Origin of the sequence: Bradyrhizobium sp. ORS 278 (genome assembly GCF_000026145.1) — a bacterium.
GTDB lineage: Bacteria > Pseudomonadota > Alphaproteobacteria > Rhizobiales > Xanthobacteraceae > Bradyrhizobium.
Window position 1 is genome coordinate 5,162,804 of sequence record NC_009445.1, and the last position, 15,942, is coordinate 5,178,745.

Sequence of the window (15,942 nt, forward strand, 5' to 3'; positions counted from 1 at the left end):
CCATCGTAGAGCTTGTGAGCCAATTTGAGTTCAGGGCTGAGTTTGCGACGAGGGGGCTGTCGCCGCGGGATAGCCGTTGTGGGCGGCTCTGTGCGGCGGATTGTCCCGGAGGATCCCTCGGATGCCGCTCCCGGCGACTATGATGCTGCTTTTTGACAGGCGATGAGGTGCAATCCTTGCAGAAGGTTGTTGGTGAACGCGTACCAGCTCACGACGGCGCGAACCTTGTCGATGCCGCGTACCGTCACTTGCCGGAGGTCCCAGTTGCGCCAGCGGGCGTGGATGCATTCGCACAGCGAGCGGAGCTGATACTGAGCCTTGCCGGCTTCGCTCGCCATGCGCGCTCGCCAGGCCGCCACACCAGGGCCATCGGTATCTCGGGGCAGATAAGGATCAACACCGCTTTTTTGCGAGCGCGGCGGACAGTAGATCTCGATGTTCTGGCCATGCGCCCATTCGATGTCGTCGCCACGGCAGTATCCGCCATCGACGAGGTAGCGCCTGGGCAGGCGTTGCAGCTTGTCGCGCAGCCGCTCCAGCATCGGTCGCATCAGGCCGCCGTCTGATCCGTTGTTGTCGATGTCGATTGCGACCACGATCATCGCAGCTGCAGCGCTGACGACCTGCACGTTGTAGGCGGGACGGAAGCCGGCATCGGCCATCTTCATCCGCCGCGCCTGCGGATCGGTGGTGGAGGCCCGAGGCTCCTTCGGCTTCTTGCCGTTACCGCCTTTTTCCTCGAGCTTCTGGCGCTTGCGCTTGATCTCCTCCAGCGCCGCCTGCGCCGCTTCGACCTTCTGTTTATGCTCGCGTGCGGCGCGCTCACGCGCCGCGCGGATGCGCCGGTTGCTGGCTTCTGGATCTGCATCGACTTCCCGCTTGAGCTCTTCCACCACCTCCGTTGCTTCCGCCAGCTTCTGCTGCAGCCTCGCTTCGCGCCGGAACGAGCTGGCCCCCGCATTGGCGCGGATCCGCACCCCGTCCTGTGCCAGCGTATCGAGATCGACCAGCCCGGCCTCGCTCAACGCCGCCAGATGTTCGCTCATCAGGCGGTCGAGCACATCGGCACAGCCGACGCGGAAGTCCGATAGCGTGTGATAGTTCAGCGATACCCCGCCACACAGCCAGCGATAGGCATCATGGCTCTCGCACAGGCGATCCAGCGCCCGAGCACTGCCGACGCCGTCGCTGGTGGCATAGAGCCAGAGCGCCAGCAAAAGGCGTGGCGACGGTGCCGGATGACCAGGCCTGTTCTCCCGCGCCTTCACTCGGTCTTCCAACTCGCTCAGGTCGAGCGTCTCGACATAGGTCCAGATCATCCGCGCCGGATGATCCTGCCCGATCAGGCTGTCGATATCGACCGCGCGCAGCTCGACCTGGTTGCGCTCCGGAACCCGCAGACGAGGCGCACCCTTCGGAAGCTCCCGCGCTTTGGGACCCGACTGCTCCGGCAATCCATCGAAAAGCTCGTCCTTAGCCATCATGACCTCCAGCAAACCGCTCCGCTCAGAGAATCATAGTCAGCGAGAATAGGCATCGAAAGATTCACAGCCTCGTAGGGTGGGCAAAGGCGCGCCCACGCGACTGCGGATCAAGCCAAGCTCTCGACCGCGCCGTGCCCACCGCGCCTTGCGCGGCGGACTACTCATTTGCAGCTAGCGCAGTGCCTGTGACTGCGCCCTCTCTCCCCTGGCTAAGCTCTGCTTCGCTTGGGGGAGAGGGCACTGTATCGAGCGGCCGTGGCGCGGCGGGAGCCGGCACTTCCGGTTCCGCGCCCTGGGTTCCGTCGCGGCGTCCTTTTCTCAGGCGTCGCCAGAGATCAGCTTCACATCGCCAAACTCACAGCGGGCTCTCCCCGAAGCGCTGCCACAGCTTCGGATAGCGAGCGGCCAGATGCGCCTCGTCCTCTTCGAACGGATCCCCGCTCGGTTCTGGTCCGCCGAGCCCGGCCTCCGGCTCGGAATGGTCGCGCACGTCGCCCTCCCCGCCCTTCTCCCGGAACACCTGATTGGCGACGTAATAGATCTCCTCGAAATCCCAGGCACCCTCAGGTCCTGCGGCGCCATCGAACCGGGCCAGACTGTCCGGATCAGCCATGGCGGCCTCATAGACATCCTGCCCGCGCGTCACGAGCCAACGGCGAAAATACTCGAAGCCGTCGTCCGAGCAGCCGCCGTGGATGACATGGGCAGCGCCCCAGAGGTTCCAGCTGTAGGCCTGATTGAGATAGCGGCGGAAGGCCACCTCGAAGCCGATGATCTGATCCAGCGGCAGCCCACGCAACGCCGCGGCGAGCGCCTCGCACTGCGCGGCAGGATCATCGCCCGATGCGGCCTCCGTCTGTCCGATGATCGACCAGAACTGATCGGCTGGCATGGCTGGCGCAGTCACGGATTCTCTCCTCTCGGCAACCAAAGACGATCGTGCCGTTTGCCATTTTAAGCCAGCAAGCCTGCATTTTCCAATAGAGCGGCCTGCTTCGCGCCAGACCACGTTCGCGAACAGCAATTTTCACCAAGCGTGCGGTGCGGACGCATGCGATGGCCGGTGCCATCTTTGGTGGAGGACAATCTGATGCTCAAACGAATCTGGCGCGGCTGGACCAGGCCTGCGAATGCCGATGCCTATGAAGAACTGCTGCGGTCGACGGTCTTTCCCGGGATCAAGGATCGGGCGATCCCCGGGTTCATCGCCATCGAGCTGCTGCGGCGGTCCCTCGACACCGAGGTCGAGTTCATGACGATCATGACGTTCGCCGACGACGACGCCGTCGTTCGTTTCGCCGGACCTTCGAAGGAAGCCGTCGTGCCGCCGGCCGCCCGCAAGCTGCTCAGCCGCTATGAACCGCACGCCGCGCAGTACGAGCTACGCATCGGCTGACTCAGGCCGGCTTCGCAATCGGCACCGGCCCGCGCTCGACCGTCAGCCCGAACAGCGGGCGCAGCCGCGTGCCGATGATGTTGCCGATGAAGGCCGCGACCAGCCAGCACCAGCCGTGCAGGCTGCCCGAGGCGATGCCGCTGAAATAAGCGCCGATGTTGCAGCCATAGGCGAGCCGCGCGCCATAGCCGAGCAGCAGGCCGCCGACGATGGCGGCGAGCAGCGAGGGCAGCGGCAGGCGCCAGGTCGGGTTGAACTTGCCGGACAAGCCCGCGGCCAGCAGCGCGCCGAGCATGATGCCGAAATCCATCACCGAGGTGATATCGGAGAAGATGCTCTGCTGCAGCGAGGCGGCGCGTGCGCCCTGCCAATAGCCCCAGGAGGCCACGTCGGCGCCGAGCGCCATCGCGATCTTCGAGCCCCATAGCGCGAACGCCGAGGTGATGCCCCAGGGTCGGCCGTCCAAATACAGCGTTGCGAAATTGCCGAGCGCGAGCGCGACGGCGCCCCACAACAGCGGCCATGGTCCCTGCAGGAAGCGGCGGACACCGGTGAGATCAGTCCGTGCGCCAGGCTCGAGCCGGCCATAGGTGCGCTTCTCGGCCTGCACTGTGAATAGATAGATCCCGGCCATCAAAACGAGGCAGAGCGCCAGCCCCGGCATCCAGCCGAGCGTGTCGATCAGCGACACCGCGCCGATGTTCGGCTGCGCGCTCCACCACGGCAGGTGCCGCGCGCCGATCGTCGATCCCGCGATGAAGGCGGCCAAGGTCACGAGCATGCGGGTGTTGCCACCGCCCGCGGTGTACAGCGTGCCCGAGGCGCAGGCGCCGCCCATCTGCATGCCCAGCCCGAACAGGAAGGCGCCGGTGAGCATGCCGACGCCGACCGCGCCGTATTCCCCATGCACGGGCTGACCGAACAGCGTGCCATGCGCGAGCGCGGGAAAGAACAGGACCACCGCGATCGCGAGCATCACCATCTGCGCCCGCAAGCCGGCGCCGCGGCGCGCGGCGATGAATACGCGCCACGCCGAGGTGAAGCCGAACAGCGCGTGGTACAGCGACAGGCCGAGCCCGCCGCCGACCAGGAACAGCACGCCCTGCCGCCACGTGAAGGACGCGCTCAGCGCCAATGCGCCGAGGAGCAAGGCTGCGGAGGCGATCGCCACGACCGGCATGTTCGAATGGTGGCGGTGATTGTCCGGCGCGAGCAGCCGCGCGTCGATGGAGAGGTCGGTCATGACAGTTCCGGAAGTGATGGGTTGACGTGGGCTAACAGCCGCTGCTGCGGGCCGTTCCAGCCACAGCTGTCGTCGCCCGGCTTGACCGGGCGATCCAGTACGCCGAGGCGTCGGTGCGTCCACCGAGGGGCCGCGGCGTACTGGATGCCCGCCTGCGCGGGCATGACAGCGGAGTTTCACCACAGCCGTCATTGCGAGCGCAGCGAAGCAATCCAGGGCCGCTTGCACACAATTACACTTCGGAGGCCGTCAAGCGGAGCTAACATTCGCTGACGAGAATCGCTGCCTACGCCTGCAGGCTCGGCGCGACCTCGCGGGCGATCTGGACCAGCGAGGCGATCAGCGGGGTCATCGGGTCGCGCTGCGGAATGACGAGGCCGATCTGGTAGTTGATCACGGGATCGATGATCGGGATCGAGCGCACCTTGTCAGCCAAACCCAGCGTCTCAGCGAGCTTGGCGGGCATGACGCTCGCCCAGCGGCCGGTCTTCACATGGGTGTACAGCACCAGCAGCGAGTTCGACGTTAGGGTCGGCGTGACCTCGTTGCCGGCGGCCTTCAGCGCGCGGTCGATGATGCGGCGGTTCTGCATGTCCGGCGTCAGCAGGCACAGCGGTACCTGCCCCACCTCCTGCCAGGTCACCTGGTCGCGATCGCCGAACATCGCGTCCGGCGCCGTCAGAAGACGGTAGCTTTCGTTGTAGAGCGGAATGGTGCGGACGCGGCCGATCGGCTCGTTCTCGATATAGGTCAGCCCGGCATCGACCTCGAGGTTCTCCAAGAGGCCCAGCACGTCGGCCGACGTGCACGACATGATGCGGAACCGGACCTCCGGATGCTTGGCGCGAAACGGGGTCGTCAGCGACGCCACCATGCCGAGCACGGTCGGCACCGCCGCGAGGCGGATCTCGCCCGACAGCTTGTCCTTCAGGCCGTTGATCTCCTGGCGCATCGCGCGGAAGTCGCCGACGATCCGGCGGGCCCAGTCCAGCGTCCGCTCGCCCTCCGGCGTGAAGCCCTGGAACCTGGAACCGCGCTGCACCAGCATGACGCCAAGGATCTCCTCGAGCTGCTTGATGCTGGTCGACATGGTCGGCTGGGTCACGCCGCAGGCCTCGGCCGCGCGGCCGAAATGACGTTCCTTGGCCAGCGCCAGCAGCAGTTCGAGCTTGTCGATCAAAGGTCGGCCTTCCAACGGTTGAATGGCCTGGTTCCGCACGTTTTCGGAAACGTTCGGCCACACGGAAACCCTATCACGGCAAGGGTGTGCCGGACACGGTAAAACGCGCCGCGTCTCGGTCGCGCGAAGGTCGGTTTTTCGTCAACTTGTAGCTATCTCACGATTGCGTTTCGCTATCGCAGCACGGGACTGCTTTATTGATATCTTGAGCAATTCCAACTTGGATGTGCGAAACGCTTGCAACGCAGAATTGGGATTAGAATGACGCCGGTGTACGAAAGTTGGGACGCGGCGCGCGGCGCCGAGATCATCGCCGAACATAGCCAGATGGAGGGAGCAACCTTGCCGATCCTCCACGCGTTGCAGGAGACGTTCGGTTATGTGCCCGAGGATGCCATTCCGATGATCGCATCCACCCTCAATCTGTCTCGCGCCGAGGTTTACGGCGTGTTCACGTTCTACCATGACTTCCGCGGCAAGAAGGCCGGCCGTCACGTGCTCAAGCTGTGCCGTGCCGAGGCCTGCCAGGCCGCCGGCGGCGATGCGCTCGCGGCGCGCGCCGAGGCCAAGCTCGGGATTGCGATGGGCAACACCACCGCCGACGAGCGCGTGACGCTCGAGCCGATCTACTGCCTCGGCCTGTGCGCGACCGCGCCGTCTGCGATGATCGACGGCCGGCTGGTCGGCCGGCTCGATGAGGCCCGGATCGATGCTCTCGTCTCGGAGGCCCAGCGATGACGTTGCGTCTTTTTGTCCCGTGCGATGCTGGCGCGCTCGCCGTCGGCGCCGATGAGGTCGCCCACGCGCTGCACAAGGCGGCGCTGGAGCGCAAGCTCGATGTCGAGATCGTGCGCAACGGCTCGCGTGGGTTGTACTGGCTTGAGCCACTGGTCGAGCTGGAGACGGCGCAGGGCCGGTTCGGCTTCGGTCCCGTCACCGCCGATGACGTGCCGTCGCTGCTCGACGCCATCATCGACGACAAGTCGCACAAGCTCTCGCTCGGGCTCACCGAGGAGATCCCGTGGCTGAAGCGGCAGACCCGACTCACCTTCGCCCGGTGCGGCATCATCGATCCGCTGTCGCTCGAGGACTACCGCGCGCATGGCGGCTACAAGGGCCTCACGCGGGCGCTGACCTTGTCGCCGGATGCGGTCATCGCCGAGGTCACCACGTCGGGCCTGCGCGGCCGCGGCGGCGCGGGCTTCCCGACCGGCATCAAGTGGAAGACGGTGTCGCAGACCGCGGCCGACCGCAAGTACGTCATCTGCAACGCCGACGAGGGTGACAGCGGCACCTTCGCCGACCGCATGCTGATGGAAGGCGATCCGTTCGTGCTGATCGAAGGCATGACCATCTGCGGCATCGCGGTGGGCGCCACCAAGGGCTACATCTACACGCGCTCGGAATATCCGCACGCGATCGCGACCATGACCAAGGCGATCGACATCGCCAAGAAGGCCGGTCTGCTCGGCGACAAGATCTCGGGCTCGAACTACACGTTCGAGCTGGAGGTCCGCACCGGCGCCGGCGCCTATGTCTGCGGCGAAGAGACCGCGCTGATGGAGAGCCTCGAGGGCAAGCGCGGCATCGTCCGCGCCAAGCCGCCGCTGCCCGCGCATCACGGCCTGTTCGGCAAGCCGACGGTCGTCAACAACCTGCTGTCGTTCGCGGCGATCCCTTTCATCCTCGATGAAGGCGCCAAGGCCTATGCCGATTTCGGCATGGGGCGCTCGCGCGGCACGATGCCGATCCAGATCGCCGGCAATGTGAAATTCGGCGGCCTGTTCGAGACCGCGTTCGGCATCACGCTCGGCGAACTCGTCGACGACATCGGCGGCGGCACCTTCACCGGCCGCCCCGTTCGTGCGGTGCAGGTCGGCGGACCGCTGGGGGCCTACTTCCCCCGCGCGCTGTTCGATACGCCGTTCGACTACGAGGCGTTCGCCGCCAAGGAGGGCCTGATCGGTCATGGCGGCATCGTCGTGTTCGACGACACCGTCGACATGTCGAAGCAGGCGCGCTTCGCGATGGAGTTCTGCGCCATCGAATCCTGCGGCAAGTGCACGCCCTGCCGCATCGGCTCGACGCGCGGCGCCGAGACCATCGACAAGATCCGCCGCGGCGAGCGCGTAGCCGAGAACATCGCTCTCGTCGAGGACCTCTGCGGTACCATGAAGCTCGGATCGCTGTGTGCACTCGGCGGCTTCACGCCCTACCCTGTGCTCTCGGCACTGAAACATTTCCGCGAGGATTTCGGTCCTCAGCAACCGCGCCTGCAGGCTGCGGAATAGACATTCGGTAATAAGGACACGGCCATGTCGCTCATCCACGAAACCGATTACGGCACCCCGCTCTCCAAGTCCGAGAAGATGGTGACGCTGACCATCGACGGCCAGAGCATCACCGTTCCCGAGGGCACCTCGATCATGCGCGCGGCCATGGAGGCCGGCACGCAGATCCCGAAGCTGTGCGCGACCGACATGGTCGACGCGTTCGGCTCCTGCCGCCTCTGCCTCGTCGAGGTCGAGGGCCGCGCCGGCACGCCGGCCTCGTGCACCACGCCGGTCGCCGCGGGCCTCGTCGTCCACACCCAGACCGAACGGCTGAAGAAGCTGCGCAAGGGCGTGATGGAGCTCTACATCTCCGACCATCCGCTCGACTGCCTGACCTGCGCCGCCAATGGCGATTGCGAGTTGCAGGACATGGCGGGCGCGGTCGGCCTGCGCGACGTGCGCTACGGCAACCAGGGTGAGAACCACGTGTTCGCCGATGCCTGCGGCGAGGCCAATCCGGCCTGGCTGCCGAAGGACGAGTCGAACCCCTATTTCACCTACGATCCCTCCAAGTGCATCGTCTGCTCGCGCTGCGTCCGCGCCTGCGAGGAGGTGCAGGGCACGTTCGCGCTGACGATCTCCGGCCGCGGCTTCGAAAGCCGGGTGTCGCCGGGCATGAGCGAGAGCTTCCTCGGCTCGGAGTGCGTCTCCTGCGGCGCCTGCGTGCAGGCCTGCCCGACCGCGACCCTGACCGAGAAGAGCGTGATCGAGATCGGCCAGCCCGAGCATTCGGCGGTCACCACCTGCGCCTATTGCGGCGTCGGCTGCACCTTCAAGGCGGAGATGCGCGGCGAGGAGATCGTGCGCATGGTGCCCTACAAGGACGGCAAGGCCAATCGCGGCCATTCCTGCGTCAAGGGCCGCTTCGCCTACGGCTATGCGACCCACAAGGAGCGCATCCTCAAGCCGATGATCCGCGAGACCATCGACCAGCCCTGGCGCGAGGTCTCCTATGACGAGGCCTTCACCTTCGCAGCACAAAAGATGCGCGGCATCCAGGCCAAGTATGGCCGCGACTCGATCGGCGGCATCACCTCGTCCCGCTGTACCAACGAAGAGACCTACCTGGTGCAGAAGCTGATCCGGGCCGGCTTCGGCAACAACAACGTCGACACCTGCGCCCGCGTCTGCCACTCGCCGACCGGCTATGGGCTGGCCACCACCTTCGGCACCTCGGCCGGCACGCAGGACTTCGACTCGGTCGAGGACAGCGACGTCATCATGGTGATCGGCGCCAACCCGACCGACGCGCATCCGGTGTTCGGCTCGCGCATGAAGAAGCGGCTGCGCCAGGGGGCCAAGCTGATCGTCGTCGATCCCCGCAAGATCGACCTCGTGAAGTCGACGCACATCAAGGCCGACTATCACCTGCCGCTGCTGCCCGGCACCAATGTCGCGATCCTGACCGCGCTGGCGCATGTCATCGTCACCGAGGGCCTCGTCAACGAGACCTTCGTGCGCGAGCGCTGCGACTGGAGCGAGTTCCAGGACTGGGCCGAGTTCGTGGCGCTGGAGAAGAACAGCCCCGAGGCGGTTGCCCAGTTCACCGGCGTCGATGCAGAAGCGATCCGCGGCGCGGCCCGGCTCTACGCCAAGGGCGGCAACGGCGCGATCTATTACGGCCTCGGCGTGACCGAGCACAGCCAGGGCTCGACCACTGTCATCGCGATCGCCAACCTAGCGATGGCCACCGGCAATATCGGCCGCCGCGGCGTCGGCGTGAACCCGCTGCGCGGCCAGAACAACGTCCAGGGCTCCTGCGACATGGGCTCGTTCCCGCACGAGCTGCCGGGCTACCGGCACATCTCGGGCGATGCGGTGCGCGACCAGTTCGAGGCGATGTGGAACGTCAAGCTCAACCCTGAGCCGGGCCTGCGCATCCCCAACATGTTCGACTCCGCGATCGACGGCACCTTCAAGGGCCTCTACGTCCAGGGCGAGGACATCCTGCAGTCGGATCCCAACACCAAGCATGTGGTGCAGGCGCTGTCGTCGATGGAATGCGTCATCGTGCAGGACCTGTTCCTGAACGAGACCGCCAACTACGCCCACGTCTTCCTGCCCGGCTCGACCTTTCTGGAGAAGGACGGCACCTTCACCAATGCCGAGCGCCGCATCCAGCGCGTGCGCAAGGTGATGACCCCGCGCAATGGCCTCGCCGACTGGGAGGTCACGATCGGTCTCGCCAAGGCGATGGGCTTCGAGATGACGTACAATCACCCGTCCGAAATCATGGACGAGATCGCCGCGCTGACGCCGACTTTCACCGGCGTCTCCTACCAGAAGCTCGAGGAGATGGGCTCGGTGCAGTGGCCCTGTAACGAGAAGTATCCCGAGGGCTCGCCGATCATGCATGTCGATGGCTTCGTCCGCGGCAAGGGCAAGTTCGTGGTCACGGAGTACGTCGCGACCGACGAGCGCACCGGCCCGCGCTTCCCGCTGCTGCTGACCACCGGCCGCATCCTGTCGCAGTACAATGTCGGCGCCCAGACGCGGCGCACCGACAACGTGGTGTGGCATGGCGAGGACGTGCTGGAGATCCATCCGCATGACGCCGAGCAGCGCGGCATCCGCGACGGCGACTGGGTGCGGCTGACCAGCCGCGCCGGCGAGACGACGCTTCACGCGTTGATCTCGGAGCGCGTGGCGCCGGGCGTGGTCTACACCACGTTCCACCACCCGCTGACGCAGGCCAACGTCATCACCACGGACTACTCGGACTGGGCGACCAACTGCCCCGAGTACAAGGTGACGGCGGTGCAGGTGTCGCAGTCAAACGGTCCGTCGGACTGGCAGAAGGCGTATGACGAGCAGGCCCGCAACTCGCGCCGCATCGCCCCGATCGTGGAGGCGGCGGAGTAGCATGACGGATGCAGTGCGCATCGCGGATCGTCTGGTCTGGCGCGACGGAGCCCTCACCGAGGGCCACCGTCGCGTGCCGGAGGAGACCGCGGTCGCGCTGACCTACAATGGCGGCACCCAGGCCGTCATGATGGCGACGCCGCAGGATCTCCGCGACTTCGCCATCGGCTTTAGCCTCAACGAAGGGCTTATCAAGAGCCGCGACGACATCGTCTCGCTCGATGTCGTCGAGCTCGATGACGGCATCGAGCTTCGGATGTGGCTGCCCGACGCCCTTGCCGAACGCCTCGCCGAACGCCGCCGCAACATCGCCGGCCCCACCGGATGCGGCCTGTGCGGCATCGACTCCCTTGCCGAAGCCGTGCGGCCCGCAGCCCATGTCCCCGCAGGACGGCGCTTCGCCCCGCGCGACATCATGGCCGCGCTGGCGGCGATCGAGCCGCTGCAGAAGCTCAACCACGAAACCCGCGCCGTGCATGCCGCGGCGTTCTGGACGCCGGCCCGCGGCATCGTGAGCCTGCGCGAGGATGTCGGCCGCCACAACGCGCTCGACAAGCTCGCCGGCCATCTGGCGCAGACCGGGAGCGCCGCGAGCGAAGGTTTGGTCATGATGACCAGCCGCGTTTCCGTCGAGCTGGTGCAGAAGGCCGCCGCGATGGGCGCCCCGGTGCTGGTTGCGGTGTCAGCCCCGACCGCGCTGGCGATCCGCATGGCCGAGGCCGCCGGTATCACCCTGATTGCTGTCGCGCGAAATGACGGCTTCGAAATATTCACCCACCCCCACCGCATCGTGGCGAGCGCGGAGCCGCGCGCGCAATCACCTCAGACGGAAAAGCCCCATGTCGCATAGCAGCACCCACGACCGCCTCGTCTACATGGCCAACCAGATCGGAAAATTCTTCCAGAGCCAGGGCCGGGAAAAAGAGGTCGCCGGCGTCGCCGAGCACATCAAGAAGTTCTGGGACCCGCGCATGCTCAAGACGATCTACGCGCATCACGACGCCGGCGGCGAAGGCCTGGACCCGGCCGTGAAGGACGCCATCGGCAAGCTGAAGGACGCGGCGGTCGCGAAGGAGAAGGCGTAACGGGCACGATCCCGTAGCCCGCATGAGCGAAGCGACATGCGGGGCGGTGTTTCCGAACACTCGGAGCAAACTTGAACCCGGATGTCGCTACGCTCATCCGGGCTACCTGCCCTACCCGCCCGCTTGGTCCTCATGCTCTGCCTGCGACAGTTCGGCGATGGCAAGGTCGCCGGAGTCGGCCATGCGGGCCTTGGCGATGGTGCGGACATGCGCGGCGAGGGCAGGCATGCGGGCGATCAGGGCGTGGAAGTCTTGGGCATCCAAAACCAGCAAGCGGGTCTTGCGGGTCGCGGTGACGGTGCCGGAGCGCTTGGTCCGGTGGAGCAGCGCGATCTCTCCGAAGAAGGTGCCGTCGGCGAGCTTGACGCATTGCGTCGGCAGCTCGATCTCGACCTCGCCCGCGGTGATAAAGTACATCGATGATGCCGCATCGCCACGGCGCACCAGCACCTCGCCGGACTCGATCGTGCGCGCGCGCAAGAGGCGCATGATGTCGGCGATCTCCGAGGCGTTGAGATGCGAGAACAGCGGCACCTTGGCGAGCATGCCCCAGGTGACGACGAAATCGCGCCGCTTGATCTCCTCGGCAAAGGCGGTGGAGATGATGGCGACGGGCAGCGCGATCATCGCGAAGCCCCAGACGATCGCGACCACCGTGATGATGCGGCCGAGCGGCGTCACCGGCACGACGTCGCCATAGCCGACGGTGCCGAGCGTCACGATCGCCCACCACATCGCATGCGGGATGGTGCCGAACTTGTCGGGCTGCACGTCGCGCTCGACGGCGTAGAGCAGCGAGGCGAACAGCAGCACCGCGCCGGCCAGGATCACGAGGCAGCCGACCAAGGTGCGCCGCTCGGCCTGCACCGCCGACAACAGCGAGCGCAGCGCCGGCGAATAGCGCACCAGCTTGAGGAACGGCAGCACGATGGCCACGGCTTCCAGGCTGCGATCGCCGAGCCCGAGCGCAATCGTGGCCGGGACGAAGGACAGGAGGTCGATGACCCCTAGCGCAGAGAGGGCATAAGCCAGGCGGTCCCGCCACGGCGACTGCCGCCGGGGCATGTGTCCGGCGACGCTCCAGAGCCGCGCGGCATACTCAGTGGCGAACACGATCAGCGCTGTGATCTTGATCAGCCGCAGCGGCCAGCCGAAGCTGGCGGCAATGTCCGGGTCCGACCCCAGCACCACCGCCAGCACGTCGAGCGTGATGACCACCACGATCAGCTGGATCAGGCGCGAGCCATGGGTGCTCGGCAGATGGTCGTGCTCGAGCAGCTCGTAGAGCCGGTCCCGCAGGTCGGGATGACGAACGCTCTCGCCCGGCCCGAGCAGCGGCACGGCTAGCCGGCCTTGCCGATCGCGCTCTCGATCGCGGCCAGCGCCGCCTCCGCCTTGGCGCCGTCGGGGCCGCCGGCCTGGGCCATGTCGGGACGGCCGCCGCCGCCCTTGCCGCCCAGTGCTTCCGACGCCGCGCGCACCAGCTCCACCGCGTTGAAGCGCGCGGTGAGATCGGCGGTGACGCCGACGACGACGCCGGCCTTGCCGTCCTCGCTGCGGCCGACGATCGCGACGACACCGGAGCCGAGCTGCTTCTTGGCCTCGTCGACGAGCGACTTGAGATCCTTCACCTCGACGCCATCGACCGCACGGGCCATCAGCTTGATGCCGGCAACCTCGCGGATGCCGGCGGCAGCTCCGCCCGCCGCCGCACCGCCGCCCATCGCGAGCTTCTTGCGCGCATCCGACAGCTCGCGCTCGAGCTTCTTGCGCTCCTCCATCAGCGCGGTGATGCGCGCCGGCACCTCGTCGACGGTGGTGCGCAGCTCGGCCGCGGCGGCCTTGGCGAGCGAGAGATTGTGGTTGGCATGGGCGCGGGCGCCGCGCGCGGTCAGCGCCTCGATGCGGCGGACGCCGGAGGCGACAGCGCTCTCGGAGGTCACCGCGATCAGGCCGATGTCGCCGGTGCGCTTGACATGCGTGCCGCCGCACAGCTCGACCGACCAGCCCATCGCGTTATTGCCGTGGTCGCGCGCGGCATTGCCCATCGAGACGACGCGGACCTCGTCGCCATATTTCTCGCCGAACAGCGCGCGCGCGCCGGCCTCGCGGGCGTCGTCGAGCCCCATCAGCCGGGTCGTGACCTCGGCATTCTCCAGCACGACGTCGTTGGCGATGTCCTCGACACGCGCGAGCTCCTCGGCCGTGATCGGCTTCGGATGGACGAAGTCGAAGCGCAGCCGGTCGGGCGAGACCAGCGAGCCGCGCTGGGCGATGTGGTCGCCGAGCACCTGGCGCAGCGCCTCGTGCAGGATGTGAGTGGCCGAATGGTTGGCGCGGATCGCGGAGCGTCTGATGTGATCGACGTCGAGCTGCAGCGGGGTGCCGAGCTTGAGCGTGCCCTGCTCCACGGTGCCGATATGCGCGAACAGGTCGCCCGCCTTCTTCTGGGTGTCGGTGATGCGGACGCGGACGCCCTCGCCGGTCAGCACGCCGGTGTCGCCGACCTGGCCGCCGGACTCGCCATAGAACGGCGTCTGGTTCAACACGATCGCGCCGCTCTCGCCCGCCTTGAGGCTGTCGACCTCAGCGCCGTCCTTGACCAGCGCGGTGACCGCGCCCTCGGCCGTCTCGGTCTCGTAGCCGAGGAACTCGGTGGCGCCGAGCTTCTCGCGCAGCGGGAACCAGACGGTCTCGGTGGCCGCCTCGCCGGAGCCGGCCCAGGCCGCGCGCGCCTTCGCCTTCTGCCGCTCCATAGCGTCGGTGAAGGAGGCCTGGTCGACGCTGATGCCGCGCGACTTCAGCGCGTCCTGGGTGAGGTCGAGCGGGAAGCCGTAGGTGTCGTAGAGCGTGAAGGCGACGTCGCCGTCGAACATGTCGCCCTTGGAGAGCGAGGCCGACTTCTCGTCCAGGATGGCCAAGCCGCGCTCCAGCGTCTTGCGGAAGCGGGTCTCCTCCAGGCGCAGGGTCTCCTTGATCAGCCCCTCGGCGCGGATCAGCTCCGGATAGGCCTGGCCCATCTCGCGGGTCAGCGCGCCGACAAGCTTGTGCATCAAGGGCTCGCGCGCGCCGAGCAGCTGGGCGTGGCGCATCGCGCGGCGCATGATCCGGCGCAGCACGTAGCCGCGGCCTTCGTTGGACGGCAGCACGCCATCCGAGATCAGGAACGACGAGGCGCGCAGGTGGTCGGCAATGACGCGCAAGGATGCCTTCTGCGGGCCCTGCGGATCGGCATTGGTGAGGTCGGCAATCGCGCGGATCAGCGCGACGAACAGGTCGATGTCGTAATTGTCGTGCTTGCCCTGCAGCACCGCAGCGACGCGCTCAAGGCCCGCGCCGGTGTCGATCGACGGTTTCGGCAGGGGATTGCGGACCCCGCCCTCGAGCTGCTCGTACTGCATGAACACGAGGTTCCAGATCTCGATGAAGCGGTCGCCATCCGCCTCCGCCGAGCCGGGCGGGCCGCCCCAGATCTTGTCGCCATGGTCGTAGAAGATCTCCGAGCACGGGCCGCACGGGCCGGTATCGCCCATCTGCCAGAAATTGTCCGAGCCGGCGATGCGGATGATGCGCGACTCGGGGAGGCCCGCGATCTTCTTCCAGAGCCCGAACGCCTCGTCATCGTCGATATAGACGGTCGCGGTCAGCTTGTCCTTCGGGAGGCCGAACTCCTTGGTGACGAGCTTCCAGGCGAGCTCGATGGCGTTCTCCTTGAAGTAGTCGCCGAAGGAGAAATTGCCGAGCATCTCGAAAAAGGTGTGGTGCCGGGCGGTGTAGCCGACATTGTCGAGGTCGTTGTGCTTGCCGCCGGCGCGGACGCATTTCTGCGACGTGGTGGCGCGGTGGTAGGGCCGCTTCTCGACGCCGGTGAAGACGTTCTTGAACTGCACCATGCCGGCGTTCGTGAACATCAAGGTCGGGTCGTTGCGCGGCACGAGCGGCGAGGACGGCACGATCTCGTGGCCGTTCGCAGCGAAGAAATTGAGGAAAGTCGACCTGATCTCGTTGACGCCGCTCATAGCAATCCAATCGAAGAAGTCCGGGAATTCGGCGGCATTGCTTTTAGACAAGGGACTATCGCGTGTCCAGAAACTGTGCAGAAACATCATGGGGTTGCTGCACGGCTCCTAAAGCTGGTTGAAAGCCATGGTGACGCGTTGACAGCTCGGTTGAGCTGGTGTTTTCTCCCGCCACTCAACGACAGTCGCGTCGGGAGAGACTGGTCTTCTGAGGTTCTGGTTGAACTTCAAGGGCCGGCGCCGAAGGAGCAACCGCCCCGGAAACTCTCAGGCAAAAGGACCCTCGCGACTTCAACTGCATCTGGAAAGAGACGCTGGCCGGGCCTGATCCCGGGAGGCG

The 15,942-nt window shown here is 66.5% G+C and carries 12 protein-coding genes and 1 riboswitch; of the genes, 6 read left to right on the forward strand and 6 right to left on the reverse strand.

The window, feature by feature from the left end:
• Positions 1-137 precede the first annotated feature (137 nt).
• On the reverse strand, positions 138-1,484 hold the full coding sequence (locus tag BRADO_RS23090) for an IS1182-like element ISBrsp2 family transposase (protein WP_050781079.1): 1,347 nt from the start codon (positions 1,482-1,484) through the stop codon (positions 138-140).
• Positions 1,485-1,839: 355 nt separating this feature from the next.
• The gene (locus BRADO_RS23095) at positions 1,840-2,391 is read right to left on the reverse strand and encodes a DUF4240 domain-containing protein (protein ID WP_012028613.1); all 552 of its coding nucleotides are present in this window, start codon (positions 2,389-2,391) and stop codon (positions 1,840-1,842) included.
• 183 nt (positions 2,392-2,574) lie between these two features.
• Here BRADO_RS23095 and BRADO_RS23100 point away from each other — a divergent pair, with 183 nt between their 5' ends.
• Positions 2,575-2,880 (forward strand): hypothetical protein, encoded by a 306-nt coding sequence (locus tag BRADO_RS23100; protein ID WP_012028614.1) that lies wholly within the window; start codon positions 2,575-2,577, stop codon positions 2,878-2,880.
• A gap of 1 nt (position 2,881) precedes the next feature.
• Here BRADO_RS23100 and BRADO_RS23105 read toward each other — a convergent pair whose 3' ends face one another.
• Together BRADO_RS23105 and BRADO_RS23110 are read right to left on the reverse strand one after the other, a co-directional pair.
• The gene (locus tag BRADO_RS23105) at positions 2,882-4,123 is read right to left on the reverse strand and encodes a YeeE/YedE family protein (RefSeq protein ID WP_012028615.1); all 1,242 of its coding nucleotides are present in this window, start codon (positions 4,121-4,123) and stop codon (positions 2,882-2,884) included.
• Positions 4,124-4,409: 286 nt separating this feature from the next.
• The gene (locus BRADO_RS23110) at positions 4,410-5,303 is read right to left on the reverse strand and encodes a LysR family transcriptional regulator (RefSeq protein WP_041756826.1); all 894 of its coding nucleotides are present in this window, start codon (positions 5,301-5,303) and stop codon (positions 4,410-4,412) included.
• 261 nt (positions 5,304-5,564) lie between these two features.
• Here BRADO_RS23110 and BRADO_RS23115 point away from each other — a divergent pair, with 261 nt between their 5' ends.
• From BRADO_RS23115 to BRADO_RS23135, 5 genes are read left to right on the forward strand one after another with little or no spacing between them, the layout of a single operon-like run.
• On the forward strand, positions 5,565-6,041 hold the full coding sequence (locus BRADO_RS23115) for a formate dehydrogenase subunit gamma (RefSeq protein WP_012028617.1): 477 nt from the start codon (positions 5,565-5,567) through the stop codon (positions 6,039-6,041).
• Positions 6,038-7,594 carry an NADH-quinone oxidoreductase subunit NuoF gene (locus BRADO_RS23120; protein ID WP_012028618.1) on the forward strand — a complete coding sequence of 519 codons (1,557 nt, stop codon included), beginning with the start codon at positions 6,038-6,040 and terminating at the stop codon, positions 7,592-7,594. Before BRADO_RS23115 ends, BRADO_RS23120 begins: the two co-directional genes overlap by 4 nt.
• 24 nt (positions 7,595-7,618) lie before the next feature.
• Entirely contained in the window at positions 7,619-10,498 is a 2,880-nt protein-coding gene (gene fdhF / locus BRADO_RS23125) for a formate dehydrogenase subunit alpha (protein ID WP_012028619.1), read from the forward strand.
• Between the two features lie 13 nt (positions 10,499-10,511).
• Entirely contained in the window at positions 10,512-11,348 is an 837-nt protein-coding gene (fdhD, locus tag BRADO_RS23130; protein ID WP_012028620.1) for a formate dehydrogenase accessory sulfurtransferase FdhD, read from the forward strand.
• Positions 11,338-11,583 (forward strand): formate dehydrogenase subunit delta, encoded by a 246-nt coding sequence (locus BRADO_RS23135; protein ID WP_012028621.1) that lies wholly within the window; start codon positions 11,338-11,340, stop codon positions 11,581-11,583. Before fdhD ends, BRADO_RS23135 begins: the two co-directional genes overlap by 11 nt.
• Before the next feature lie 111 nt (positions 11,584-11,694).
• Here the strand turns inward: BRADO_RS23135 and BRADO_RS23140 are convergent, their stop codons facing one another.
• Both BRADO_RS23140 and alaS read right to left on the reverse strand, forming a co-directional pair.
• Positions 11,695-12,924: a cyclic nucleotide-gated ion channel gene (locus BRADO_RS23140; protein ID WP_012028622.1), complete on the reverse strand. Its 1,230-nt coding sequence runs from the start codon at positions 12,922-12,924 to the stop codon at positions 11,695-11,697.
• Between the two features lie 2 nt (positions 12,925-12,926).
• Positions 12,927-15,602, reverse strand: a complete 2,676-nt coding sequence (alaS, locus tag BRADO_RS23145) for an alanine--tRNA ligase (RefSeq protein WP_012028623.1) — start codon at positions 15,600-15,602, stop codon at positions 12,927-12,929.
• Positions 15,603-15,783: 181 nt separating this feature from the next.
• A riboswitch (glycine riboswitch) is annotated at positions 15,784-15,895 on the forward strand.
• Positions 15,896-15,942: the final 47 nt, after the last annotated feature.

What these genes read in the sequence shown, in the direction of transcription:
- BRADO_RS23135 (WP_012028621.1), top strand. Translation starts at nt 11,338, where the DNA reads ATGTCGCATAGCAGCACCCACGACCGCCTCGTCTACATGGCCAACCAG.
- fdhF (WP_012028619.1), top strand. Translation starts at nt 7,619, where the DNA reads ATGTCGCTCATCCACGAAACCGATTACGGCACCCCGCTCTCCAAGTCC.
- BRADO_RS23120 (WP_012028618.1), top strand. Translation starts at nt 6,038, where the DNA reads ATGACGTTGCGTCTTTTTGTCCCGTGCGATGCTGGCGCGCTCGCCGTC.
- alaS (WP_012028623.1), bottom strand. Translation starts at nt 15,602, where the DNA reads ATGAGCGGCGTCAACGAGATCAGGTCGACTTTCCTCAATTTCTTCGCT.
- BRADO_RS23105 (WP_012028615.1), bottom strand. Translation starts at nt 4,123, where the DNA reads ATGACCGACCTCTCCATCGACGCGCGGCTGCTCGCGCCGGACAATCAC.
- BRADO_RS23115 (WP_012028617.1), top strand. Translation starts at nt 5,565, where the DNA reads ATGACGCCGGTGTACGAAAGTTGGGACGCGGCGCGCGGCGCCGAGATC.
- BRADO_RS23090 (WP_050781079.1), bottom strand. Translation starts at nt 1,484, where the DNA reads ATGATGGCTAAGGACGAGCTTTTCGATGGATTGCCGGAGCAGTCGGGT.
- BRADO_RS23100 (WP_012028614.1), top strand. Translation starts at nt 2,575, where the DNA reads ATGCTCAAACGAATCTGGCGCGGCTGGACCAGGCCTGCGAATGCCGAT.